Here is a 25,392-nt window from a genome sequence, read left to right on the forward strand (position 1 = left end):
AGGACATGAAACATGTCGGCAAATTTCAAGGACAAGGTCGCCATCGTCACCGCCGCCGCTTCGGGCATCGGGCGTGATATCGTCGAACGTCTCGCTGCGGACGGCGCGCACATCATCGGCGCGGATATCAACGAGGAAGCCCTTGCCGGGCTGAAGCAGGCGTTTCCGGATGTGGAAACCGTCACCGTCGACGTCACCCGCGAGGCCGATGTCGAGGCGATGACGAAACGCGCCGTGGACAAGTTCGGCCGCATCGATATTGCCCTCAACGTCGCCGGCGGCGCGCGGGTGGGGTATCTGCTGGATCTCGAACTCGAGGATTGGCAGGCGAGCGTCAATATCGGCCTGACCAACGTCTTCCTGTGTCTCAAGCATGAAGGCCGGCATATGGTCAAACGCGGCGGTGGAGCCATCGTCAACGTCGCCTCCCTCACCTCGCACCTGCCGCTTCATGCCGGAAGCGCCTACAGTTCGGCCAAGGCCGGCGTGGAAATGCTGACCAAGAACGCCGCACTCGAGTTCACCCCTCTCGGCGTGCGCGTCAATGCCATTCTGCCGGGGCTGGTGCAGACCCCGCGCACCGGCGGGCTCTTCGAAAACGAAACCGTGCACAAGGCCTATATGGACCGCATTCCGATGGCCAGGGCCGGAAGCCCGCGCGAGGTTGCGAATGCGGCCCTTTTCCTTGCTGGCGACGATGCCAGCTATATTTCCGGGACAAGCCTGGTCGTCGATGGCGGCTGGGAAGTCACGGGCTATCCGGACCTGCGCAGCCTGCGCGGCGAGCCGGAATGGCTGAAGGACACGAAGAACTGATCCCTTCCCTTCAGACAAATCTCTGACCGGCATTGCGCCTTTTGCCATGCCGGTCTTCTTTCAGGATGCACAATGCCGTTTAGGCGAAAGCTTTTGCGGGCACGGTGGAGGACAGCATGACGGACGGCGAAAAACAGCAGGCGGAAGATGACGTTCTCGCCGTCGAGGCCGTGCGTCTTCAGGCTATGCTGGATAGCGATGTCAAGACGTTGGCGCGGATTACCGGAGCCGATTATGTGCATGTCGAAAGCAGCGGGCAGCGACGCTCAAAAACAGATTTTCTGGCGGGTTTCACCAATGGTGAATATCGTTTCATTGCGTTCGTGATCGACGAAAACGCCGTCAATGTGCTGGGGTCTGTCGCCGTGGTGACCGGACGCTACCACAATGTGATCGAAACGCCGGGCGGTGTGCAGCCGGTCAAGCATGCGCGGCATATGCGTGTCTATGCGCTGCGCGACGGGCAATGGGTCAACATCGCCCATCAGGCAACCGCGCTGCCGGGTGGGCCGCCGGTCTGACGGGGGACTATGCCTGCTCTCGCTGCGCCCTTGCAGATGGTCTCATGGCCGCGATCAGGAACAGCGATACCGCCACGGCCGATATCCCGCCCCAGAGCACGGCCACGCCGAACCCTTCCGCTGTGGCTTCGGCCGCGCTCCGGCCGAGGGTCAGGGCACGGGCACTGGCGCCGGCCATCAGCGAGCCCAAAAGCGCGATGCCGATGGTCATGCCGCTTTGCCGCATCGTATTCAGCGTGGCCGAGGCTGCGCCGGTGCGCGCGCGCGGCGTCATGGTCATGACCGCGGCGCTGGTTGCGGGCACTGAAAGCCCCATGCCAACGCCCAGAAGCAGAAACAGCGCAAACAGCAGCACGTAGGACGTATCGGGCGCAAAGCCGGTCATGCCGAGCATGGCAACGCCCATCAGCGCGTAACCTGCGACCATCGGGCCGAACTGACCGAAACGATGCGAAAGCCTGCCGAAGCGGGAGGCAAGAACAGCCATCGACAGGAACACCGGCGCCATGCGCAATCCGGCCTGCGTGGCGGAGAGTTGCTGGGCATCCTGAAGGAAAAGCGAAAAGAAGAACAGGCTGCTGTAGCCCATGAAGCCGAGCACGAAGGAGGCGATATTGACCGCAGCAAAACGGCGATCCCGGAAAAGGTCCACCGGCAGGACCGGCCGCGCAACCCTTGTCTCCACGGCAAGGAATGCAAGGAAGGACAGCCCGGCGACCACAAACGCCGAAAGCGCCAGCATCGTATCCCAGCCGCTGCGCCCGGCTTCGGTCAGGGCGAGTGTCAGTGCGCCCAGTGCAATGACGCTGAGCAATTGTCCCGCCGGATCGAAGGCCGCGTGATCCGGGTCCGCGCTTTCCTCAATGCCGATGCGGCCGAGGATCAATGTCACGAGGCCAAGGGGGACATTGATGAGGAACACGCTGAACCAGCCGAAAAGATCGACCAGGATGCCGCCGGCAAACGGGCCGAGGATCAGCGAGATCGCGCTGACCGACGCCCAGCCGCCAATGACGCGGCTGCGCTGAACGGCATCGCGATATGTCTGCGTGAGGATGGAGAGCGCACCCGGAATGACCAGCGCGCCGGCAATCCCCTGAACCGCGCAGCCGGCGATCAGCATCGGCAATGTGACGGCGCCGGTGGCCAGTGCCGAACCGAGAGCGAAGATCGCGACGCCGGAAAGCCACACCCGCCGCCGCCCGTACCGGTCGCCCAGAGGCCCGGCCGACAGCATGAAGGCCGAAAGGCAAAGGGCGTAGCTGCCGACAATCCACTGCAATGCGGTGATATCCGCATCGAAATCCTTCTGGATCGCCGGCAGGGCGACGGTGACGATACTGATGGCGATCGTGGCCATGCAGGTGCCGAGATAGACGGCGATCGTACCGACGGTTTTGCGCGAAGCTGTCATGGTGTGGTCCTGTGGTTGGTTTGCGCAGGGCAATCAGTGTTTCAGTCGGCGAGAAAGAAGGTCTCGCGGATATCCCCGCTGGAAATCGGCGTCCGGCGAACAGGGATGCGCGCCGCTGACGGGCGCTATTAATGTGCTAACTGATTGTTTAGTCAACATATAATATGAAATTTTTACTCAAGTTATTGCGAGGCGTTGATTATTTGTTTAGTTGGCTATACGTTTGTTCAAAATCAACGTCAGGAGCCCGCGCCGATGCCGGAACTCAGCCCCGTGCACACAACCGTCGATGCCCGTGATCGTATCCTTGAGGCCGCGCTTTCGGTTTTTTCCGAGGTCGGCTTTTCCGGCGCGACCATGCGGGCGATTGCCGAGGAAGCCGGAGTTTCACCCGGCCTCATCCATCATCATTTCAAGGACAAGGAAAGCCTCTGGAACCTTGTCGGAGAACGGACCTCGGATGATCTGGCAAAAGCCGTCTCGGCCATTCCCGATGACGCAGCCGATGATCCGGCCAGGGCGTTGCGGCATACGATGGCAAGCTATCAGCGATACTGGAAGGAGCATCCCCGCGCGCTTCGTTTTCAGCTCTGGCGCGTTCTGGGCGCGCCGGTGGAGGAGCGCAAGTCCCGCTCGCAATTCCTGAACAGCCATTTCGTTCCCAAAATCAGACAGGCCCAGGAGGCCGGGCTGGTGCGCGACGATATCCCGGCGGGGCTGGCGATGACGACGGTCGGTGGCCTCATTCAGTATTTCCTGCACAGTGATATCGAAATCGAAAGTGCGATCGGCGTCACCGGCGATACGGTTCCCGATGATGATCAGCTTCTGGACTATTTCATCGGTCTGATTGCGCCGCCTGCGGACACCGGGCCGAAGGACTGACCTCGCAAAACAGATAACGAGCATATTCATGACAACAGATAATTTATCCGTGCTTGACGGCTCCGGCTTTCCGCTTGTGCGTCTGGATGTCGGTAGGCTTGCGACCAGCGGGATCGACGCGATGATTGCCGATTTCGAGACCCTTCTGGCGGATGGGACGCAATTTGCGCTTTCCGTGCGCGGCCGGAGCGCCGAAACAAAACAGGCGCATGACGACCAGAAGCGCTGGATCCTGTGGCTGAAGGAAAACCGGTCCCGCATGGCGGCCGTCTGCCTGGGCTTCGTTTCGGTCAGGGATGCGGCGACCGACCGCGCCGTTCAGGACAAGCAGATCGCCGGACTACAGGCCATGCTGGGTTTTCCCGCGCTGCTCGCCGAGGATGCCGCCGAAGCGGACCGGATTGCCGCCGGGCTTGTGGCCTGACGATACGGTTTCAGGCGGTTGTTTCCTGCCGATGCGGTGAGCCTCGCCCTGCCATCATTCCAGTTCGGTCCTCAGCCAGGCGATGAGCCGGTCGACTGCAGCGCTGGGCGTGCGGCGGGGGCCGCGGAAAACTGAAATTTCGCCGGGGCGCCGGATCGTTTCCGTACAGGCGGGGCGCAGCTTTCCCTCGTCAATCAGCCCTTCCACGGTGCGCTTCCAGCCAAGCGCGATCCCCTGGCCGGCAATGGCGGCCTGAAGCACGAGCGGGTAGCTGTCAAAGGCGATCACGCGCAGGTCCTGCGGCCGGGACATGCCGCTGGCGGCAAACCAGTCGGGCCAGTCGAACCAGTCCTGCGGCAGAACGCGGTGCGACAGCAGCGGGAATTCGCGGATTTTATCCGGCGGCAGAGGTCCGGGGTCATTCGCCAGAAGCGAGGGCGCACACACCGGAAATATTTCATCGGACGCGGTGAACAGAAGCCGTGCCGAACCGGCGGCACGGCCGGTGGTCTGCAGGGCAACGTCGAAAGGCTCCCGCGCCTGCGTCAACGGCTCCAGCGCGCTGACCAGCTGAAGCTGGATGTCGGGATTGCGGGCATGAAACCGCGAAAGGCGCGGCATCAGCCAGTAAAACGCTTCGCAGAGCTGGCAGCGCAGAATGACGGTTCCCGGCGCGCCGGTTCCGGTGATCGCGGCAATTTCCGCATCGATCGACGCCAGCGCTTCGGCAACGACAGCACCGAGCCGCCGTCCTTCTTCGGTAAGGAAAACCGCGCGGTTGCGCCGTTCGAACAGGCTAACGCCGAGCTCCGCCTCGAGTTGACTGATCTGACGGCTGACTGCGGTCTGGGTCAGGCCCAGTTCTTCGGCCGCGCGGGTAAAGCTTTCATAGCGTGCCGCGGCTTCGAAAGGTCTGAGCCGTGCCAATTGGGCCTGTCCATGCGTTTCACTCATGTATCATGCCCGTCGTTTCATTGCAGTTGCGTGTTCACGCTTGTTTCCATGCGGCTATGATATCCATATTGCCTCCGGGGCCGCAAGGTAGACGACGGCTTGAAGGCACGAGCGCTATCACGGGGTGCCGCTGGTTTCTCGCCTGCCCTCTTTGCATAAGGAAAACGTGCGGCCGTCCGGGCCTATCCCTCCGGCATTGGCGGGAAATGCAGCGCACCGGCGATGCGGTTCCATGCGTTGATATTGGCAATCGCGACCGTCAGGTGGGTGATTTCCTGTTCAGAAAAGTTTGCGGCAATCTCTGCCTGAGCCGCCGCAGCGACAGGCGCTGTCGGAAACCGGGTGACATGTTCGGCCCATTGCAGCGCCGCACGTTCGCGCGCCGTGTAAAGGTCTGTATCGCGCCATGCCGTCAGCATATCCAGCCTGACGTTTTCAACACCGGCCCGCCGCGCAACCCTCAGATGGAGCGCAATGCAGAATGCGCATCCGTTGATCTGGGAGACCCGCAGTTTCACCAGTTCCGTCAGTGTCTTTTCAAGCCCGGCCGCGTCGACGGCCTTGCCCATGGCCAGCAGCGCGCCGAGCCCGTCAGGGGCAATCGCTTCGAAACGGGCATAGGTGAGGCTCGGAATGGTGGTGGGGCTATCGGCGGACATCTTGGCAACCTTTCGCAAAACATCTATATCAGAACTCTGACATTAATATCAGGGTTCTTACAATGAGCAAGGATGATTCATATTCCGCAGCCCTGCCCCGTGCGGGAGAGGGAAAGCGGGGCGCGGATGGATATCTGGGATATCTCCTGCGGCAGGCGGCCGGTGCCTATCGTTATCGCGTCGAGGCGGTTTTGCATGATCTGCAGCTGACCCAGCCACAATTTGCCGCCCTGACCATGCTTGCCGCCTACCCTGAACATTCCAGTGCTGATCTGGCGCGCCTGGCGCTGTTGACCCCGCAGACGATGAGCACAATCGTCGCAAATCTCGAAAAGGCGGGGCTGGTCAGCAGGCGCCCGCATGCCCGCCACGGCCGCAAACAGCATATCGCCCTGACCGACAAGGGGCGCGCGGTTCTCGCTACCGCCAAGGACAAGGTCTATGTGCTGGAAACCGAACTGCTTGCCGGCATGACCGACGACGAACAGACCGTTATCAGACGCTGGCTGGTCAAGGTTGCAGGCGCGGAAACCGGGCCGGAAACGAAGAGCTGATATCCACCGGCGTCAGCTTTGCGCCCGGGCGAAAAGGTTCTCCACCATGAAGTCAACGAAAACCCGCAGTTTCGGCGAGCGGTAGCGGCTCGATGGCCAGAGAATACGAAGGGAGCCGGTATTTTGAACATCCGCCTCCAGAATGCTGACAAGCGTGCCGTCATCGCAATGGCTGCGCACGGCAAAATCCGACAGGCAGGCGATACCGCGCCCCTGTAGCGCCAGATAGAGAAGCGGCTCGATGGCACTGGCAACGACTGTTTGCGGCAAGCCGTTGACGCCGGCGCCAGCTGTGCGGGCAAATTGCCATTCTTCCAGCTTGCCGGTGCTGGGATAGCGATGACGCAGGCATTTGTGGTGGCGCAGGTCATCCGGAGTTTCAGGGATGCCATGTGCCGCGAGATAGGCGGGCGAGGCAACAAGCCTGTAGCCGAACGTTCCAAGCTTGCGGGCCATCAGGCGTGAATCGTCCGGTTCGCCGCTGCGGATGACCGCGTCATAGCCTTCTTCGATAACATCGACGAGCCGGTCTGTGAAATCGAGTTCCAGCTCGATGTCCGGCCACGCTGCCATGAACGCGGAGATGGTCGGCATCATCAGCATCGCGACGAGCGGCAGGCTGACACGCAGCACCCCGCCCGGCTGGTCGCGGATCTCGGCCAGTTCCATTTCGGCGGCTTCCACCTCGCAGAAAATCCGGCGGCAGCGTTCGAGGAAAAGCTGCCCTTCGGGCGTCAGCGTGATCGCGCGCGTCGAGCGGTGAAACAGCCTGACGCCAAGGCGCGCCTCCAGCCGGGCAACCGCTTTGCCAACGGCCGACGGCGACACGCCCAGCTGACGCCCGGCATGGGTGAAGCTGCGCGTTTCCGCGGCCTGGACGAAGACATTCAGTGCGCCGAGATTGTCCATCGGGATTGCCATAATAGCGGACATAATAGTCCGAAGTGTTCGGAATTAAAGCCTGTTTTTCTGCAATTCGGTCCGTGTCAGGCTTGCCGTCATTCATCAACCGAATGAGGTTTTCCCATGGTTTCGCATGCCCCTTCCGCCGATCCGGCGGACGCCCTGCCGCTTTCCGTCGCCGGTTCATTTCCCTGCCTGCCCGCCACGGGAGGTCTGCAATGGCTGTAAGCGACAGATCGGTTTCGGGCCATGCCGGCGCCACCGGTGAAAGCCTGCCATGGGCGGGGCTGCTGGCGCTTTCCATGGCGGCATTCATCACCATTTTGACGGAGGCGTTGCCGGCCGGTCTTCTGCCCGCCATCGGTAGCGGTTTGGGCGTTTCGGAAGCCGCGGCCGGTCAGCTGGTCACAGCTTATGCGCTGGGCTCGCTTCTTGCGGCCATTCCGCTGACATTGCTGACCCAGGGACTGCGTCGTCGCCCGCTTCTGTTGGCGGCGATTTTCGGTTTTCTGTTCGCCAACACCCTGACGGCCATCTCCGGCAGCTATGCGCTGACACTTGTCGCAAGGTTTGTGGCGGGCGTGGCGGCGGGCCTGCTGTGGGCGCTGGCCGCCGGTTATGCCGCGCGCATGGCGCCCGAACATCTGAAGGGCCGCGCAATTGCCGTGGCCATGGCGGGCACGCCGCTGGCGCTTTCACTCGGCGTTCCCGCGGGAACCTTCCTCGGCGCGCAGATCGGCTGGCGCAGCTGTTTTGCGCTGATGAGCGGGCTGACCGTGCTGCTTGTCTTCCTGGTTCTTGCAAAGGTGCCGGATTTTCCGGGCCAGCCTGCGGGCAAACGCAGCAACCCGGTTTCCGTCCTGAAACGGCCCGGCATTGGCTCCGTGCTTCTGGTGGTGCTGACCTTCGTGCTCGCCCACAACATCCTCTACACCTATATCGCCCCGTTCCTGGGGCAGGCCGGCATGACCGGACGCACCGATACGGTGCTTCTCGTCTTCGGCATCGCCTCACTGTTCAGTATCTGGATCGTCGGTGTATTGATCGATCGCCACCTGCGGGCGCTGACCCTTTTCAGCACGGGGCTTTTCGCCCTTGCGGCGGTAATGCTCTGGCTTGGCGGCGCGGTACCGGGCGTGGTCTATGTGGCGTGCGCCTTCTGGGGGCTGGCGTTCGGCGGCTGCGCGACCCTGTTTCAGACGGCAGGCGCCCGTGCTGCGGGCCCGGTGGCCGATATTGCGCAGTCGATGCTGGTGACGGTGTGGAACATGGCGATTGCCGGTGGCGGGCTGGCCGGTGGGCTGATGCTCGATGCATTCGGCGTGACCAGCTTTCCGCCGGTTCTGCTCGTCCTGATCGTCTTGTCCCTGTTGCTGATCCTGCGGGCCCGCGGGCACGGTTTTCCCCGGCGGGTGTGAGGCAGCACGGCTGGATGACAGGGATGGTATGTCCGCAAAAATGCCCGGCAGAGGGTACTGCCGGGCATTGTCGGATGGTCTTAAGCCGCCGCCTGCTTGTCGGCGCCTTCGGCCAGCGTTTTCAGCAGGTCCGGCATGATCGCCTTGTTCCAGAAATACCCGCAATAATGGGCAACGCCGAATTTCGGCAGGAATTTCTGCGCGGCGTTCATGCGCCGTTCCATGCCCTCAAGGCCGTCATTGCATTCAAGGCCGAGGTAGATCGTCGCATCGCCCGTTTCCAGCCGCGAAAGCGGGGCGAAATAGGCTTCGCCCGAGTCCGTCATGGCCGGCAGATGGAAATAGCCGATACGGCCACCGGCCGCCTTCTGGATGGCATTCGACAGGTCGACCGGCAGGCCGATGTCGTCGAGCGGCTGCACCGGATAGGACGGCGATGTGCCGCAGCAGACGTGAAAACCGATGGTGACGGCGTCGGGCAGGCCCTCGATATGACCGTTGATGTATTCGGGCGATGTGTAACGGGCGAACAGCGTGTCCTTCGGTTCTTCCTCAATCCAGTCGAACTTCTGTGCCCAGGTGCCGCCGATGTGGATCATCTCGGTGCAGTAATCGACCTGGATGCACAGCTCTTCTGCCGGGATGACTTCGAGAATCCGGCGATATTCTTCCTGCAGTGCTTCCTGCCAGGCTTTGAACAGCACGGGCCATGTGGAAACATCGGGGAAGGTGATCGAGATCACGTCATGGGCGCCCGGGACCGAGCACTGGAAGCGGACTTCCTTGGGAATGCGGCCTTCGGACTGCATCTGCTTGAAGATCCTGTAGGAGGCAATCGCATCCTTGGCGTAGGGCAACCGACCACGCAGGTCGACAGTCGCGCCATCCTTGATCTTCAGCGTCTTGAACATGTGGTAGGGATGGTCTTTGGGCAGCGTCAGCGGCGAAGGGATTTCCTCGAAGCAGGGCGCTGTGGCCAGCACCATATTGTTAACCGCGCCGATCCAGCCGCGCCGTTCCGGGTTGGTCTCGCCATCCGGCCAGAAAGCGGCGCGGGCGCCAACCGTTCTGGCCAGCGATTCGAAGACGTCCTCGACGCCTTCACCGGGAATGCCGCCGGAAAACATCACATTCTGGCATATCTGGCACATATTTGGTCCTTTCGTTTGACAATGAAGCGATTTTTGCGGGCGCAGCGGTGTTATTCGCTGTAATAGAGCTTGCCCAGTTCGATGGGCTCACGCCCCTGTTTGCGGCGGTGCATATTGGTGTCGCGCAGCGAATAGACGCAGCCGCAATATTCCTGCTGGTAGAATTCCTCGCGCTTGCTGATCTCGATCATGCGGTTGGCGCCGCCGCCCTTGCGCCAGTTGAAATCCCAGTAGCTGAGGCCTTCGTAAGGCGCGGCGGCGCGATGGCCGCAATCATTGATCTGCGCCATGTTCTTCCAGCGCGATATGCCGAGAGAAGACGTCATCACCGGAAAGCCGTTTTCATGGGCGTAAAGCGCGGTGCGTTCGAAACGCATGTCGAAACACATGGTGCAGCGGATGCCGCGTTCGGGCTCCCATTCCATGCCCTTGGCGCGCGCAAACCAGTTGTCCTTGTCATAATCGGCGTCGATGAACGCGACGCCGTGCTTTTCGGCGAAACGGACATTCTCGTCCTTGCGCAGCAGATATTCCTTCTGCGGGTGGATGTTGGGATTGTAGAAGAAAATCGTGTAATCGATGCCGGAGGCCAGCATGGCCTCCATGACCTCGCCCGAACAGGGGGCGCAGCAGGAATGCAGCAGAACTTTCCTGTTTCCGCCGGGGGGTGTCAGTTCGGGCCTTTGCAGATCCGTCATGGCAAATCACCTTCCCTCCGGATGCGACAAGCCTCCGGACAGATGCAGACAGACACCGCGCGGTTTGAGCGCGGTGCGACGAAAACACCTTCACGGAAAACCGCTCCCGACACGCCGCCCGCGGTCAGAACAGGTGAATATCTTCAGGCAGGTTTCCTGACTTGCGGGTCATCACTTATCCCGGCCTTCCCGATGCACGTCTCTGCACCAGTGGTATTCCGGGTAAACTCTCCGCCTACAGTTGCGGGGGCAGTTCCGGATTTGGCCGAGGCCGTGAACCGGATTCCCTTTTAACCGAAGCTTCCTCCGGCACCTGAACGGGTTTGACCAATATCATCACCGCTGCGATGTCAATAGCAAAACGGAAGGTTTGCGCTGTGGTGGGCAGCGATATGCGCCGCGCTATGACAGGGATTATATTATTGATTTCAAAGAGAAATAACCTCTTTCCCATCGACCTTCAAAGCGTGCTTTAATCCTCTGGATTGTCAGGCCTTGTCTGATGTCCGCCAATCCGCCAATGCGCGGCCTTTGTCCAGGAAAGCCACAGCCGTCGGTAAAGCCCGTTGTTTTCGATAAGGCCGTCATGGTCGCCGCGCTCGACGATCCGGCCATTGTCGAGGACGAGGATCTGGTCGGCCTCGCGCACGGTGGAGAGCTTGTGGGCGACGACGATCAGGGTCTTGCCTTTCACCAGTGCGGCAAGCGCTTTTTGCAGGGCGCGTTCATTGGTCGGGTCGATGGCCGCCGTCGCCTCGTCGAGCAGCACGATGGGGGCATCCTTCAGCATGGCGCGGGCAATGGAGATGCGCTGGCGCTCGCCGCCGGAAAGCGAGGCCCCGCCCTCGCCGACGCGGGTGTCGTAGCCATCGGGAAGCGCCATGATGAAGTCGTGGGCCTGCGCGGTTTTGGCAGCGGCCTCGATATCGGCGGGCACGGCGTCGGGGCGGCCGAAGGCGATATTGTCGAAGATCGTCCCGGAAAACAGGTAGACGTCCTGAAAGACCACGGTGATCAGCTCCGACAGCCGTTCCGGCGCCATGTCGCGGATATCGATGCCGCCGATGATGATCGCGCCTTCGTTGACATCCCAGAAGCGCGGCAGCAGGTTCAGGATGGTACTCTTGCCCGCACCCGAGGGGCCGACAATGGCGGTCATCGAGCGTTCGGGAACGGAAAAGCCGATATCTTTCAGCACCGGCCCCTTGCCATAGCCGAAGCCGACATCCTCGAAGGCAATGGCGAAACCGTCCGGCTGTTTGGGCAGCGCGGTTTCACGCAGCGGTTCCGCCGTCAGCACCCGGTCCATGCGGGTCAGCGAGGCATCGGCCTGGCGGGTGAGTTCCATCAGGCTGGTCAGCCCCAGAAGCGGGCTGTAGATGGCATAGACCAGCATCAGCGCGATAATGATCGTCTCGATTCCGATCGCGCCTGTGGCAAAGCGCAGACCCGCCGCGAAAATGACTAGCGGCACGCCGAGCGTCAGCACCATGCCGAACAGCGCCAGCGGCAGGGTAAGCTGCGCCACCATTTTCAGCGACAGGTCGCGGAAATCTTCCAGCGAGGCGCGGAAATCCTCGGTTCCGCGGGTCACGCGGTTGAAGGCGCGGATCACGGGCATGCCCTGCACATATTCGATCATCCGGGCGGCGGCCTCGGCCTGTATGTCCTGTCGTTTCAACCCGGTTTTCGCCAGATAACGGCTGATGGCGAAATAAAGCGGCATCGACAGGACAATGGAAACGATGGCAGCCAGCGTCACCGGCCCGTCCTGAAACGCCATGAAGGCAAGCACCGCGACCGGCAGGCCGAAGGCTTCGGCCACGCGCGGCAGACCGTCCGACATGAAGCTCTCGACCATCTGCATGTCCGAGGTCAGCATGGTGACCGTATCGCCGCGATTGCGGGAAAAGTGAAAGCCGAGCGGCAATTGCTGCAATCGTCCCAGCATGGCAAGCCGGAGTTCGCCGCCGAGCGCAAAACTGGAAAGCCAGCTATTGGCCGACGACAGATAGCTGAAGACGACCTGTCCCGTAAGCGAGAGCGCCGCAAGCCCTGTAATCTGCCATACCCATGCAGGCGACGGCGTAAAGCCCGGCTCCGTCATGGCGCTGACAAGCCGGATGGCGGCGGCAAAGCCGATGCCGAGCGAGAAGGATTGCAGGAAACGGAAGACGATGCCCGCCGCAACGCGGCTGCGCAGCGGCCCGGCCAGCGCCCAGAGCCGTTTCAGGCTTTGCAGGTCTGAGCGGATTTCGGTGGTCTTGGCACGCATTTCAGGCCTCCTTTTCTGCGGTTTGGCGTAGGCCGGTTTCGCGCGCGGCGATGAAATCGCGCCACAGCCGGGCATAAAGGCCGTCATGGGCAAGCAGATCGTCATGGCGTCCGGTCTCTGCGACCTGTCCGTTTTCGATGGCGATGATGGTTTCGGCATCGCGGATCGTGTGCAACCGGTGGGCGACGATGATCAACGTGCGGCCTTTCGCCAGCGCTTCGATCGCCTGCTGGATGGCGGCCTCATTGTCGGGATCGGCAAAGGCGGTGGCCTCGTCGAGCACGATCACCGGCGCATCCTTCAGGATGGCGCGGGCAATGGCGATGCGCTGGCGCTCGCCGCCGGAAAGCACAGCGCCCCGGTCGCCGATCTTCGTGGCGTAACCATCCGGCAGCGCCGCGATGAAATCATGCGCGCGGGCGGCAACGGCGGCGGCTTCCACCGCTTCATCGGAGGCATCGGGATTGCCGAAGCGGATATTGTCGGCAACCGTGCCGGTGAAAAGAAACGTCTGCTGGAACACGAAGGCGACGGTGTCCATCAGCTGTTCCTGCGCCATATCGCGGATATCGACGCCGCCGATGGTGATCCGCCCGGCGCGCACATCGAAAAAGCGCGGAATGAGGCTTGCAAGCGTACTCTTGCCAGAGCCGGAGGGGCCGACCAGCGCCGTCACCGTGCCGCTTCTTGCGATAAAGGAAACATCGGTGACCACATCGCCGCTGCCATAGCCGAAGCTGACATTTTCGAAGACGACATCATGGCCGGAAAGCGCGGCGCGCCGGCCGGTGTCATGCTGCGGCGCTTCGGCCAGCACGCCCGCAATCAGCTGCGAACCGACACTGATATGGGCAAGCTCGTGAAACAGGTTGAACAGTTTCATCAGCGGCCGGCTGTAATTGGCGCCGAGGATGACGAACAGCAATATGGTGACGATATCGGTTTCGCCCCGGCTGGCAAGATAGGCGGCGACCGGCACGATGAAGACGATATTGGAGAGGATGAGGCTGAAAAACGTGCCGCCGAGCGGCAGATAGGCCCTCGCCCAGCGGGTTTCGACCGCCGCATAGGCGCTGACGGCCTCGCTTGCCTCGCGAAAGCCTTCGCCTGGCCGGTTGAAGATCTTCACCACCGGCATGCCGGCCAGAAATTCGACAATGGCCGCGTTCATGCGCCCGCCCGCCGCCTGATAGGCATCGACATGGCGGCCGCCGCGCTTCATCGCCAGCACCAGAAGCACGAAGGAAACCGGGGTGATGAACACCGTCGCCAGCGCCAGCCGCCAGTCGATGGCGAACAGGAACACGGAAACGGCAAGCCAGGTGCCGAACGCGCCGATGCCCTCGGGAATGCCGTGGGCGACGACGAGTTCCAGCTTTTCCGGGTCGTCGATCATCAGCTTCTTGGCCTCGCCGCTGCGCCTGTCGGCGAAATAGCCGAGCGGCAGGCGGGCAAGATGGCGGGCAATGGCAAGCCGCAGCCGGTAGATGGCGGCAAAGGCGATCCTGTGCGCCCCGCTCATGGCGGCGGCGAGCGCCAGCCAGGTTCCGATGACGGCGACAAGCGCGATGGCGGCATAAAGGCCCGCGACGGAAACCGTCAGCGTGCCGGCAAGGGCGGATTGCAGAACCCGGTAGATGACGTAGACCGGCACGAGTTCGAGCACGACGGAAAGCGTGGCCCAGCCGATGGCGTGCGCAAGCTGCAGTTTTTCGCTCGCCATGTGCGGCCAGATCAGCCGGAGACTGGCGAAATAATCCGGCCCGCTGCTCTTTTGTCCGGCGTCATCCGAATGCTGTGTCATGACGAAAACCTGAAAGTTTTAGGGTGTATTTTCCTGAAATCATGGCTGTACGGCCGGCTGGAAACCGGAGCGGCTGGCTTGCGCTTTGCTGGCTTGCCGCTCCGGCTCTCCGGAAAGGGCCGACCTTTCCGAACCCTGTGACCGCACGCTATCCCGGTGCGAGGACATGAATGGTCATCGCCCCGTCGGGCCGTGTCGCAACCTCCGCCCTGATGCCGTAGACCGTGTGCAACAGCGCGGGCGTCAGCGTTTCTGCGGCCGCCCCCGCCGCAGCGATCCGGCCATCGGCGAGAAACACGAAATGCCCGGCCCATCTTGCCGCCAGCGTCAGGTCATGCAGCACCAGAATGATGGTTGTGCCTTCATCGGCGAGCGATTGCAGCACGGCCATCACCTCGAACTGGTGGCGCAGGTCGAGCGCGCTGGTCGGCTCGTCCAGCAGCAGAACCGGCGGCCGCCGCGCCAGCGATTGCGCCAGCACCGCAAGCTGGCGCTGGCCGCCGGAAAGGCTGGCAAGTGGCGTTTGCGCCAGATGCAGAATGCCGAGCCGTTCCAGCGCATCGCAGGCGGCATCCATGCTTTGGCGCGAGGCGCGCAGGCCGGATGTGATGTCGGTTGCCGCCAGCACGGCTTCCAGAACCGTCAGCCGCGCCCGCGCCGAGCCCGATTGCGGCATGAAGCCGATCAGCCCGCTTTTTTCGCGCGGCGGCAGGTTGGCGAGATCGGTATCGCCCAGCCGGATGACGCCGGAATAACGGACGGTCCCGGCTATCGCCTTCAGAAGCGTCGATTTTCCAGCACCGTTTGGCCCGGCGAAAACGGTCATCCGCCCCGGTTCGATGCGCTCCAGCGTGATGCCGTCAAGCGTCGGGCTGGTCGCGCGGGGATAGGAGACGGAGAGGTCGCGGATATGAAGTTGGCCGTCGCTCATGGTTCACCGCGCTCGCATCAGCAGAATGACGAAGAAAGGCAGGCCGACAAGCGTGGTGACGATGCCGATGGGCAGCAGCACGCCGGGCAGGATGGTCTTCGAGGCGATGCTTGAAAGCGACATGATGATTGCCCCGCACAGCACCGAGGCCGGCAGGTGAAACCGGTGGTCGCCGCCGATCAGCATGCGCGAGACATGCGGCCCCGCAAGGCCGACAAAGCCGATGGTTCCGGCAAAGGAGACGGCAAAGGCGGCCAGAAGGCTTGCCCGCAGCAGACAGCCGAAGCGCAGGCCCCGGATCGAGATGCCGAGGCTTTCGGCGCGCTCCTCGCCCAGTTCCAGAAGCGTCAGCGCCCGCGATGCCCGCATCGAAAACGGCAGGATGGCGGCGAGGGCTACGGCCAGAATGCTGACGGAAAACCCGTCGGCGCGGGTCAGCGAGCCCATTGTCCAGAACACCAGTTGTTGCAGCGAATCCGCCGTGGCGACGAATTGCAGAGCCGAGACCAGCGCATTGAAGGCGAACACCATGGCAATGCCGAACAGCACCAGCGGCGCGCCGCCGCTCTGCCGGTTGGCGATCAGCTGGATCAGCAGAATGGTCAGCAGCGAGAAGACGAAAGCATTGGCCGGAACCGCAAAGCCCGCCGGAATGAACGGCAGCGACACGCCGAGCACGATGGCAAGCGCCGCGCCGAACGCGGCAGCGGACGAAATGCCCAGCGTGAAGGGGCTTGCCAGCGGATTGGCGAGCATGGTCTGCATTTCCGACCCCGCAAGCCCGAGACAGCCGCCGATCAACACCGCAAGACAGGCCGTCGGCAACCGCACCTGCCAGATGATGGCACTGGCCGTGCTGTCGCTGCCGCCGAAAAGCGCATCGACGACCTCCGGGAGCGCAAGCCGCGCGGGGCCGGTCATCAGGTCGAAAACGAAACTTGCGGCCAGAAGCGCGGCCAGCGCCACAAGCGTCAGCACGCGCCTGTGGATGACACCGCCATGCCCTTCAAGGGCACGGCGGCGCAGGTCGGTCGTATTGTCCGGCATGGCGGGCGCGGTGGCGGTCAATTCGATTGTGCTCCCGCCTTGATCCAGAATGTGCCCTCAAGGTCAAACGGCAGGAAGCGTTCATTGAGTTCGGCCAGCGTTTCATCGGGATCGACATCGGCAAACAGGTCGGGGTGAAACAGCGTCGCCATTTCCTCCACGCCGAGGAAGAACAGCGGATTGTCGAAGAAGAACAGCCAGATGCCCGCCGCGTCATTGTCCTTCACCGCCGTAAGCTCCGAAATGCCCGGCGCGGCTGTGACCTTTGCCAGCGTTTCGGCCGCTGTTTCCCGCGTGATATGGGTGCCGACCTTCAGCCCGTCCGGGCTGACCGTGGAACCGCCGCCGGCAAGATAGAAATCCGGGTCTTCCGCCAGAATATATTCCAGGCTCAACTGGCCGATGGGGCCGGGAATGCGGTCCTCGCCGATATTGCGGCCTCCGGCTGCGGCAATGAAATCGCTCATGTTTCCGGGGCCGGAGGAATAGCAGCAATTTTCTCCATCAGGGTTGAGATGGAAGAACACGCTTGTCGGCGTCGTGTTTTCGGCAAGCCGGTCGGCGATCTCGTCCATATGGCTTTCGTAAAAGCTGATGAATTCTTCCGCCTGTTCTTCCCGGCCCAGCAACTGCCCGAGCTGGCGCATGCTTGGCACCGTGTTTTCAAGCGGCTTCTGGAAGAAATCGACAAACATGTAAGGAATGCCGGCGGCTTCCAGCTTGTCGGTCGTCTCCGTCGGCACGCGGCCGTAAAGCGTGAAGATCACGAGATCGGGCTTTGCCGCCATCATGCTTTCGATCGAAAGCGAATTCTGCATTGGATTGCCCATGTCGGGAATATCGTCGATCTCGGGAAAGGCGGCGTGAACCGCGTCGAAGGTCTCGGGCGAAAACAGTTTCAGATCATTGCCCCAGCCGACCAGAAAGGCGGCCGGGTCCGGGTCGAGCAGCGCCAGCGTCAGGATATGGCGGCCCTCCGGCAGAATGATCCGTTCGGCCGGTTCGTCAAGCGTCACCGTGTGGCCGGTAACGTCGGTGACGGTGATCTCGTCGGCGCGTGCGCCGGAGATGTCGCCCGCAAGCGCTGCGAGGAACAGGCCCGCCGCAAGCAGCGTGGCTTTTGCCTCCCGGCCGGAAAGGGAGCCGGTTTTTGCGAATATATGCGTCATGGTGATCGTCTCCCGGCCTTACCAGTTATAGGTGAGCGTGGCCTTGACCATGCGGTCGAAGCCCTGGCTGCACGAGCGTGCCGAGCAACCGCTGTAATAGTGTTTGTCGAAAAGGTTGGAGGCGTTGACCGCGAGGTTCAGCCCTTCGAGATCGGGATTGCGCGCGCCGAAATTATAGGAAAGCGCGGCATCGACAAGGGCGAAATCCGGCACGGTGATCGTGTTGGCCGGGTCGGCATAGGTCTCGCCGACATAGCGCACGCCCGCACCCAGCGACAGCCCGTTCAACGCGCCGTAATCGAAGGTGTAGTTCATCCACAGCGAGGCCATGTGCTCCGGCACGCCGGTCGGGCGCTTGCCGGCCGCGAGCGGATTGGTGGTGCTGGTGATCTCCTGGTGGTTGTAGCTGTAGCTTGCCAGAAATTCGAAATTCGGCGTCACATTGGCGCTGGCGGAAAGCTCGATGCCGTTGGCGGTAACCTCGCCGGTCTGGATGGTGTTGAGGTCGTTGTCCGGGTCGACGGTTTTCACATTCTCCTGAACGAGGTGATAATAGGCGACGGTGAACAGACCCTCGAAGGCATCCGGCTCGTATTTGGCGCCGACCTCGATCTGCTTGCCGGTGGTCGGCTTGAAGGTGTTGCCGTAAAAATCGGTCCCGAGCTGCGGATCGAACGAAGTGGCGTAGCTGACATAGGGGTTGACGTTCCAGTCCGACAGATAGGTCAGCCCGGCGCGATAGGTGAAGGCGTCGTCATCCTGTTTTGTGCTGGTGCCGTTCAGCCGGTTATCGGTCTTCACCCAGTTCCAGTCCTGCCGCCCGGCGAGATCGATGGCGAACATGTCATCATAGATGAAGGTGTTGGCCGCATAGAGGCCGAGCCCGTTGCTGGTCTGATCGGTGCTGGTAAACGGCGTGGGGGCCGAAAACTGGCCGTTATAGGTCGGGTTATAGATATCGACCGGGTCTGCGGTGCCGGAATTCAGCCAGTAGTCTTCCGCGGTGTTGCGATAGGCAACGCCGAAGACATTGGTGCCTTCCCACGGGCCCGCCTGCCATTCGGCCTTGGCATTGTTATCCAGCGCGAAGATGTCGCCGACGATCGAGAATTCATAGGCAGTCCGGTTCAGCGTGCGCATATCGGGCTGAAGGCTCATGCCGGAAAGCGTCTGGGTGAACAGGTCGTTGCGGGTGTAGCGCCCGGCGGAGTGGAACGACCAGACATCGTTGAAGGCATGGTCGAATTCATAGCCGAGATTGAACTGCTCGTTGTGATTGTCGAGATCGGAACCGTCGAGATAGGTGTTCCACGGGATCGGGCCGTTGGGATTGGGCAGTATCGTCCCCTGAATTGGCAGGAAGGGCCGGGGCGGACCGAATTCGTCGCGGCTGTAGGAACCGAGCACGGTCAGGCTGGTATCCGCGTTCGGCTGCCATGTGAATGACGGGGCGAAATAGCCGGTATCGTCGGGCACGTAGTCGAACTGGGTATCGGCCAGCCGGCCGAGGCCGACGAGGCGGTAAAGCAGGGTGCCGTCCTCATTCACCGGGCCAGAGAAATCGAAGCGCGCCTCGAGCCGGTCATGGCTGCCGGCCTGAATACCGATCTCGTGATACGGCTCGTCCAGCGGCTTCTTGCTGATGGTATTGACGACGCCGCCGAGCGAACCGGCGCCGTAAAGCACCGAGGACGGGCCGCTCAAAACGTCGATCTCCTCCATGCCGTAGGGCTGATAGCGGACATAGGATTGCGGCGTGGTCGAATTCAGCCCGTCCAGCATGATGCCGGAATTGGTGGCGTCGAAACCGCGTATGCTGAAATAGTCGAAACGCTGGGAAATGGCGCTGGTGGAGGCGAAGACGCCGGGCGAATATTCAATCGCCTCCGTCGTCGTGGAAACGGCGCGGTCCTTCATCTCCTCCGCGGTGACGGCGTTGACCGATTGCGGCGTTTCGGCAATCGGCGTGCCGGTCTTGCTGCCGGTGGTGGTGTCATAGGCGACATACCCCTCGGCGCCGCCCGTGGTGGTTACCGTGACCGGATCAAGAACCGTCGTGTCTTTTGCGCCGTCCTGCGTTGCCTGTTGCGCCAGGGCCTGACCGCCGGCGGACATGGCAATTAGACTGACCGTTGAAACCAGCAGACGGACACCGAACCGGGCACTGACGTTGCGCTTGCAATCTCTCACCGAGACCCCCTATAACTTTACTGAAAAATTCATGTTTTGTTGCCACGGCGGTCCGGCGCATGGCAATTTGCCGTCCTTTCGATGGACGGACTCTTTCTTTCGATGGCGTGCGGGGGCTTCGTCCGCATGCGGGAAACGGGACGATGATGGAGAATGGCGCTGCGGCGATAGAGCAGGAAGACCGCCGGGTTGACGCGCTTTATGACGGGCAGACCGCGCTGACCGCCGGAACGCTGAAGATCGCCTCGACCTTCCGGCGCAACGAGGCGCTTTTCGATGGTCTGCGGGTGATCGTGGTCGAGACGGGAAAGCTGGAATGTGGCCTGCCGGGTCATGACCGCTTCACCGTCGCCGGCCCTGCGCTCTGCCTTGTCTGGAACCGCCGGGCGGAAGAAGGCGAGCATATGTTTTCCGGCGGCCAGACGCTGCGCTACACCGCCGTCTCGCTGACGCCGACCTTCGCTGCGCATGTTTCAGACGGTTCTGCTGCACACCGCGCCGGTTCCTTCCTGAGCGACAACCCGCATATCCCCGCCCTGCGCATCAGCCGTATCCCGGAAAGCATTCGCGGCGTCTGCAGCCAGATCGCCGCCTGCCCGCTGAAGGGCGCGGGGCGCTCGCTGTTCCTCACGGGCAAGGCGCTGGAACTGACCGGCATCGCGCTTGAAAACACCGGTGACGGCGAGACCGGCGCCACGGCAATCAGCCTGGCCGACGCCGAACGCATCCGCGCGGCCAAGGACCTCCTCGACAGCAATCTTGCCCATCCCCCGGCCCTTGCCGGTCTGGCGCTCGCCGTCGGCCTCAACAGCCGGAAACTCAGGGAAGGTTTCAGCCACATCTTCGGCATGAGCCCGAACGCCTACCTGCACGAGGCCCGCATGGACGCCGCCTACCGCCTGCTGTCATCGGGCAATATGCAGATCGCCACCGTCGCCTACCGCATCGGCTTCACCCCGGCCCATTTCTCGGTCGCCTTCAAGAAACATTTCGGCGTCTCGCCCAAGGCGCTGAGGGGCCACGCCGATATCTGATTTCCCCTGCAATTCCTACAGACACCCTGGAACAGTCGCCGGCCGGGTTCGCAATATTTTGTAACATAACGTAGCACCTGCTGTGGGGCTGCTCTGGCAGATGTCGTGGCGGGGTCGGATGGGCCGGCTCCGGTTTCTTGCACAGAGATCGGCCATGACAGACAAGACGACTGATTTTTCCCTTTTCGGAGCGCATGGCAGGCGGCGGCTTTTGCCGATGTTTGCGGTGTTGTTCGCGGTTGCTTCCGTTTCCCTCGCTTCGGCGCAGGAGGTCAGGCATGTCACCGTGGCGGCCGCACGTGAGGGCGAGGTCGTCGGCACGGTGGCGGCGACCGGGGCGGTTATCGCGCGGGAAGACGTGCCGGTGCATGCCGAGGTGGACGGCGAAATCATCCGCGCGGTGCTTGTCGAGGAAGGCGATTATGTCGCCGCGGGCGCGCCGCTTGCCGAGATCGACACAAGCGCTGCCGAACTGGCGCTGGAGAAGAACACCGTCGAGCGGCGCCGGACCCGCACGATGATCGAGCAGGAAAAGGCGCGGCTCGAAAAAGCCAGGGTCAGTGAGGCGGAGGCGGCAAAGGAACTGGCGCGCAACCGCTCGCTGGTCACCAGCGGCGCGGTCTCCGAACGGGCGTTAAGCGAGCGCGAGAATGATCACGCCCGCGCCGCCGCTGATCTGGCGCTCGCCCGCAATGCGCTGGAGGTGGCCGAGGCCGAGCTGGAGCTTGTCGGGCGCAACCGCGCGGAAATTGAGCGCACGCTCGACAAGAGCACGGTCAGGGCCCCGGCCGCCGGGCTTGTGCTTGTCCGCAACGCCCGCACCGGCCACACTGCCGCGCTTTCCGGCGAGCCGCTTTTTGTGCTGGCCGAAGACGGCGATCTGGAACTTGAGGTCGCGGTGGCCGAGGCCGATCTGGCCCGCATCAGGGAAGGCCAGAAGGCGGTCTTTCATCTTGAAGGGCGCGACGCGCCGCTTGAGGGCCATGTCCGGCATCGCACCGCGCAGATCGATGCGGCAACCCGCCTGGGGGCCGTGCGGATCGCGCTCGACGACCCGGAAGGTCTCGTGGTCGGCGCCTTTGTGAGCGGACGGATCGAAGTGCTGTCGCGCCGCTCCATCCTGCTTCCCGTCTCCGCGATCCGCTTTGCCGGAAACGGCGAAACCATCGTTACCATTGTTGAAGATGGCATCGTGTCGAAACGGCCGGTCGAGACCGGGCTGACTGAGGGCGATCTCATAGAGGTTCTGAGCGGCATCCGCCCCAGCGAACGCGTGGTGCTGAAGGCCGGAAGTTTCCTGAAGGACGGCGAGCGCGTGGTGCCGGCGGTCGATGACTATCATCTGCCGTCGACAGACACCGGCAATGCCGCCGCCGTGACCGTATCGAGGGCCGGATAAGATGAACATCTCCGCCTGGGCGATCCGCTCGCCGCTTGCCTCGATCCTGCTGTTCATTGTCTTGATGGTGGTCGGCGTCTACGGCTTCATGCGCCTGCCGATCACCTATTTTCCGACCATCGATACGCCGGTGGTCAGCGTCACCGTCGGGCAGTCGGGCGTCGCCCCCGAAGAGCTTGAAACCGAAGTCACAAAACCGGTCGAAAACGCGCTGGCCTCGCTTGCCAATGTCGAAAGGATTTCCTCGACCGTCACCAATGGCGAATCCGTCACCGAGGTCGATTTCGTGCTCGGTACGGTCGACATCGACAGGGCGGTTTCGGAGGTGCGCGGCGCGGTCTCCCGGATCCGCTCCGACCTGCCGGCCGATATCGACGAGCCGATCATCGAACGCATCGAGGAAGAGGCGCAGCCGGTCGCCATCTATGCGGTGTCGAGCACGGATATGTCGCTTGCCGAGGTCTCGTGGTTCATCGACGACACGCTGGCGCGCGAACTGCAATCCGTGCCCGGACTTGCCGGCATCAGCCGCATCGGCGGCGTCGACCGCGAAATCCGGGTTTCGCTCGACCCGGACCGGCTTCACGCTTATGGGCTTTCGGCCAGCGCGGTAACGGAAAGTCTTGCCTCCACGCAGCTCGATGTTTCCGGCGGGCGCAGCACGTTCGGCGGGCGCGAACAGGTGTTGAGCACGCGCGCCAGGGTGGACGACGTTGCCGATCTTTCGGCCATCGGCATTGCGCGCCCCGGCGGCCGGCAGATCGCGCTCGGAAACCTTGGCGCGATCCGCGATCTTTACGCCGAACCGCGCAGTTTTGCCCTGCTCGGCGGGGCCGAAGTGGTCGCCTTTTCCGTCGAGCGCACCATGGGCGCCAGCGAAACCGGCGTCGCCGACAGCGTTGCCCGCAGGATCGATGAAATCGCTACGGCAACCCCCGGCATCACCATGACTCTGGTGGATGACGGCGTGCGCTATACCCGCGGCAATTATGATGCCGCCATGCATACGCTGCTGGAAGGCGCGGCGCTGGCCGTTGCCGTCATCTTCCTGTTTCTTAAGGACTGGCGGGCGACAATCATTGCCGCGCTGGCGCTGCCGCTTTCGGCGGTCCCGACCTTTTTCGTCATCGGCCTTTTGGGCTTTTCGCTCAACATCCTCACACTTCTGGCGATCACGCTGGTCACCGGCATCCTTGTCGACGATGCTATCGTCGCAATCGAAAACATCGCGCGCCACCGCGCCATGGGCAAGAAACCCTATCGGGCCGCACTCGACGCCTCCGATGAAATCGGGCTCGCGGTCATCGCCATTTCCGCCACCATCATCGCCGTTTTCGTGCCGGTCGGCCTGATGAGCGGCGAGGTCGGCCTCTATTTCCGCGAATTCGGCCTGACGGTCGCCATCGCGGTGTTCTTCTCGCTGCTGGTCGCCCGCCTGATCACGCCCATCCTGTCGGCCTATTTCCTGACCGGGACAATCCCGGCTGAAGGCGGGCGGGGCGCGTTTGTCTGTGCCTATCAGCGTCTCCTGCGGCTGGCGCTGAAATTCCGCTGGCTGACGGTCGGGCTTGCCGTCGGTCTGTTTGCCCTGTCGATGATGCAGCTCGGCTCACTGCCCACCGCCTTCCTGCCCGAGGAAGACACCGGCAGGCTGGCGCTCACCGTCGAGCTGCCGGCAGGCTCGACGCTCGATGAAACCCGTGCAGTGGCCGAAGATGTAAGTCGCCGTTTTTCCCGCGTCGGCGATCTCGACACCGTGTTCATTCGCGGCGGCGCCAGCGCTTCGGGCGAGCGCGGCGTGCGGTTTGCCGCCGTCACGCTCGATTTCGGCCCGGCCGCCGGCCGCGATATGAGCGCATCCGATGTCGAGGCGGCCATAAAGGTCGAACTCTCCGCCATCCCCGATATCCGCTATCAGTTTCTCAATGCACGCGGCGGCCGCGATATTTCCTTTGCCATCTTGAGCGATGACGGCGATGCCGCGCAAGCTGCGGCCAACGCGATCCTGACGGCGATGGAAAACGATCCGGCCTTCGTCAACCCGAGCTCGGAAGCCACCGCCATGCGGCCGGAACTGCGCATGGATGTGCTGTCGAAAAAGGCAGAGTCGCTTGGCGTCTCCACCGCGTCGATTGCCGAGACCATCCGCGTTTCGACGGTTGGCGACAGCGACGACAACCTGCCGAAATTCGCCGATGGCGGCCGCCTTATCCCGATCCGCGTGCAACTGGACGAGAACCTGCGCACCGATATCGAGACCCTCGGCCTGCTGGGCATTCCGGCGGCAGGCGGCATTCAGGTCCCGCTGTCCAGCGTGGTCCGGTTCACCTATGGCGAAACGCTGTCCTCCATCGAACGGCTCGACCGCGAGCGCCGCATCGATATCGGCGCGGACATGGCCGATGGGCTGACATCGGGCGAAGGGCTGGAGGCGCTGATGAGCCTTCCCGCCATGCGCGATCTGCCGCCCACGGTGCGGATTTCCACGACGGGCGATTCCGATACGCAAGGCGATGTGTTTTCCAGCTTCATCGTCGCCATGAGCGCCGGCGTGCTGCTGGTCTTCGTGGTGCTGGTGCTGCTGTTCGGCAGTTTCCTTTCGCCGTTCACCATTCTGGCCTCGCTGCCGCTTTCCGTCAGCGGCGTAGTGGCGGCGCTGATGCTGACGGGAAGCGCCATCTCGCTGCCGGTGGTGATCGGCATCCTGATGCTGATGGGGATCGTCACCAAGAACGCCATCATGCTGGTCGATTTCGCCATTGAACACGAAAAGGCCGGCCATCCCCGCCTCGAGGCCACCATGGAGGCCTGCGCGGAACGGGTGCGGCCGATCATCATGACCACGCTGGCCATGGTCGCGGGCATGCTGCCCTCGGCGCTGGCCTTCGGCGAAGGCGGCGAGTTTCGTTCGCCAATGGCCATCACCGTCATCGGCGGGCTGATCGCCTCGACCTTCCTGTCGCTCGCCGTGGTGCCGGCGCTGCACCTCATCGTCTCCGGCCTCGGCGACCGGTTGACGCGGCTTTTTGCCCGGCACGCGGAGACGGGCGAACCCGCGCCAGACGCACAGTCATGACAACCGCTGGACAATTGCCTCCAAACGAACAAACCTTGGGACTGGCGTGCCGGAGATATCCGGCCTCCCC

The 25,392-nt window shown here is 62.7% G+C and carries 21 protein-coding genes and 1 riboswitch; of the genes, 9 read left to right on the forward strand and 12 right to left on the reverse strand.

Features of this window, described 5'->3' with window-relative positions:
* The first annotated feature begins 12 nt into the window (after positions 1–12).
* Entirely contained in the window at positions 13–816 is an 804-nt protein-coding gene (locus ACHZCU_RS21475; RefSeq protein ID WP_319520654.1) for an SDR family NAD(P)-dependent oxidoreductase, read from the forward strand.
* Between the two features lie 116 nt (positions 817–932).
* On the forward strand, positions 933–1,337 hold the full coding sequence (locus ACHZCU_RS21480) for a nuclear transport factor 2 family protein (RefSeq protein ID WP_319520655.1): 405 nt from the start codon (positions 933–935) through the stop codon (positions 1,335–1,337).
* Between the two features lie 7 nt (positions 1,338–1,344).
* On the opposite strand, the gene ACHZCU_RS21485 is transcribed toward ACHZCU_RS21480, so the two are convergent.
* On the reverse strand, positions 1,345–2,751 hold the full coding sequence (locus tag ACHZCU_RS21485; RefSeq protein WP_319520656.1) for an MFS transporter: 1,407 nt from the start codon (positions 2,749–2,751) through the stop codon (positions 1,345–1,347).
* Between the two features lie 255 nt (positions 2,752–3,006).
* Between ACHZCU_RS21485 and ACHZCU_RS21490 the strand changes: the two genes are divergently transcribed.
* Both ACHZCU_RS21490 and ACHZCU_RS21495 read left to right on the forward strand, forming a co-directional pair.
* Positions 3,007–3,636: a TetR/AcrR family transcriptional regulator gene (locus ACHZCU_RS21490; protein WP_319520657.1), complete on the forward strand. Its 630-nt coding sequence runs from the start codon at positions 3,007–3,009 to the stop codon at positions 3,634–3,636.
* A gap of 28 nt (positions 3,637–3,664) precedes the next feature.
* The gene (locus ACHZCU_RS21495; RefSeq protein WP_319520658.1) at positions 3,665–4,060 is read left to right on the forward strand and encodes a hypothetical protein; all 396 of its coding nucleotides are present in this window, start codon (positions 3,665–3,667) and stop codon (positions 4,058–4,060) included.
* A 54-nt stretch (positions 4,061–4,114) separates the two neighbouring features.
* Here the strand turns inward: ACHZCU_RS21495 and ACHZCU_RS21500 are convergent, their stop codons facing one another.
* A complete protein-coding gene (locus ACHZCU_RS21500; RefSeq protein ID WP_319520659.1) occupies positions 4,115–5,014 on the reverse strand; it encodes a LysR substrate-binding domain-containing protein in 900 nt (299 codons plus the stop codon).
* Between the two features lie 182 nt (positions 5,015–5,196).
* Positions 5,197–5,673 carry a carboxymuconolactone decarboxylase family protein gene (locus ACHZCU_RS21505; RefSeq protein WP_319520660.1) on the reverse strand — a complete coding sequence of 159 codons (477 nt, stop codon included), beginning with the start codon at positions 5,671–5,673 and terminating at the stop codon, positions 5,197–5,199.
* A gap of 62 nt (positions 5,674–5,735) precedes the next feature.
* Here ACHZCU_RS21505 and ACHZCU_RS21510 point away from each other — a divergent pair, with 62 nt between their 5' ends.
* The gene (locus ACHZCU_RS21510) at positions 5,736–6,227 is read left to right on the forward strand and encodes a MarR family transcriptional regulator (protein WP_319520661.1); all 492 of its coding nucleotides are present in this window, start codon (positions 5,736–5,738) and stop codon (positions 6,225–6,227) included.
* Positions 6,228–6,239: 12 nt separating this feature from the next.
* Here the strand turns inward: ACHZCU_RS21510 and ACHZCU_RS21515 are convergent, their stop codons facing one another.
* Positions 6,240–7,136, reverse strand: coding sequence for a LysR family transcriptional regulator (locus ACHZCU_RS21515; protein ID WP_319520750.1), 897 nt, complete (start codon positions 7,134–7,136; stop codon positions 6,240–6,242).
* Between the two features lie 212 nt (positions 7,137–7,348).
* Here ACHZCU_RS21515 and ACHZCU_RS21520 point away from each other — a divergent pair, with 212 nt between their 5' ends.
* Positions 7,349–8,548 carry an MFS transporter gene (locus tag ACHZCU_RS21520; RefSeq protein ID WP_319520662.1) on the forward strand — a complete coding sequence of 400 codons (1,200 nt, stop codon included), beginning with the start codon at positions 7,349–7,351 and terminating at the stop codon, positions 8,546–8,548.
* 80 nt (positions 8,549–8,628) lie between these two features.
* Here ACHZCU_RS21520 and ACHZCU_RS21525 read toward each other — a convergent pair whose 3' ends face one another.
* The 8 genes from ACHZCU_RS21525 to ACHZCU_RS21560 form a co-directional block, all read right to left on the reverse strand.
* Entirely contained in the window at positions 8,629–9,699 is a 1,071-nt protein-coding gene (locus ACHZCU_RS21525; protein ID WP_319520663.1) for a hypothetical protein, read from the reverse strand.
* A 50-nt stretch (positions 9,700–9,749) separates the two neighbouring features.
* Positions 9,750–10,397 (reverse strand): epoxyqueuosine reductase QueH, encoded by a 648-nt coding sequence (locus ACHZCU_RS21530; protein ID WP_319520664.1) that lies wholly within the window; start codon positions 10,395–10,397, stop codon positions 9,750–9,752.
* A gap of 128 nt (positions 10,398–10,525) precedes the next feature.
* Positions 10,526–10,729: riboswitch (cobalamin riboswitch) on the reverse strand.
* 140 nt (positions 10,730–10,869) lie between these two features.
* The gene (locus ACHZCU_RS21535; RefSeq protein WP_319520665.1) at positions 10,870–12,672 is read right to left on the reverse strand and encodes an ABC transporter ATP-binding protein; all 1,803 of its coding nucleotides are present in this window, start codon (positions 12,670–12,672) and stop codon (positions 10,870–10,872) included.
* Position 12,673: 1 nt separating this feature from the next.
* Positions 12,674–14,476 carry an ABC transporter ATP-binding protein gene (locus ACHZCU_RS21540; protein WP_319520666.1) on the reverse strand — a complete coding sequence of 601 codons (1,803 nt, stop codon included), beginning with the start codon at positions 14,474–14,476 and terminating at the stop codon, positions 12,674–12,676.
* 148 nt (positions 14,477–14,624) lie between these two features.
* Positions 14,625–15,407, reverse strand: coding sequence for an ABC transporter ATP-binding protein (locus ACHZCU_RS21545; RefSeq protein WP_319520667.1), 783 nt, complete (start codon positions 15,405–15,407; stop codon positions 14,625–14,627).
* A 3-nt stretch (positions 15,408–15,410) separates the two neighbouring features.
* Entirely contained in the window at positions 15,411–16,454 is a 1,044-nt protein-coding gene (locus ACHZCU_RS21550) for a FecCD family ABC transporter permease (protein WP_394706177.1), read from the reverse strand.
* Positions 16,455–16,471: 17 nt separating this feature from the next.
* Positions 16,472–17,623, reverse strand: coding sequence for an ABC transporter substrate-binding protein (locus ACHZCU_RS21555; RefSeq protein WP_319520669.1), 1,152 nt, complete (start codon positions 17,621–17,623; stop codon positions 16,472–16,474).
* 18 nt (positions 17,624–17,641) lie between these two features.
* A complete protein-coding gene (locus ACHZCU_RS21560; protein WP_319520670.1) occupies positions 17,642–19,813 on the reverse strand; it encodes a TonB-dependent siderophore receptor in 2,172 nt (723 codons plus the stop codon).
* A gap of 143 nt (positions 19,814–19,956) precedes the next feature.
* Here ACHZCU_RS21560 and ACHZCU_RS21565 point away from each other — a divergent pair, with 143 nt between their 5' ends.
* The 3 genes from ACHZCU_RS21565 to ACHZCU_RS21575 all read left to right on the forward strand — a co-directional run bounded on the left by ACHZCU_RS21565 (position 19,957) and on the right by ACHZCU_RS21575 (position 25,322).
* Complete coding sequence (locus tag ACHZCU_RS21565) at positions 19,957–20,847, forward strand: AraC family transcriptional regulator (protein WP_319520671.1); 891 nt, start codon at positions 19,957–19,959, stop codon at positions 20,845–20,847.
* A 154-nt stretch (positions 20,848–21,001) separates the two neighbouring features.
* The gene (locus ACHZCU_RS21570) at positions 21,002–22,246 is read left to right on the forward strand and encodes an efflux RND transporter periplasmic adaptor subunit (protein WP_319520672.1); all 1,245 of its coding nucleotides are present in this window, start codon (positions 21,002–21,004) and stop codon (positions 22,244–22,246) included.
* Between the two features lies 1 nt (position 22,247).
* Positions 22,248–25,322 carry an efflux RND transporter permease subunit gene (locus ACHZCU_RS21575; RefSeq protein ID WP_319520673.1) on the forward strand — a complete coding sequence of 1,025 codons (3,075 nt, stop codon included), beginning with the start codon at positions 22,248–22,250 and terminating at the stop codon, positions 25,320–25,322.
* Positions 25,323–25,392: the final 70 nt, after the last annotated feature.

It is taken from the genome of uncultured Martelella sp., from assembly GCF_963677965.2.
Lineage (GTDB): Bacteria > Pseudomonadota > Alphaproteobacteria > Rhizobiales > Rhizobiaceae > Martelella > Martelella mangrovi.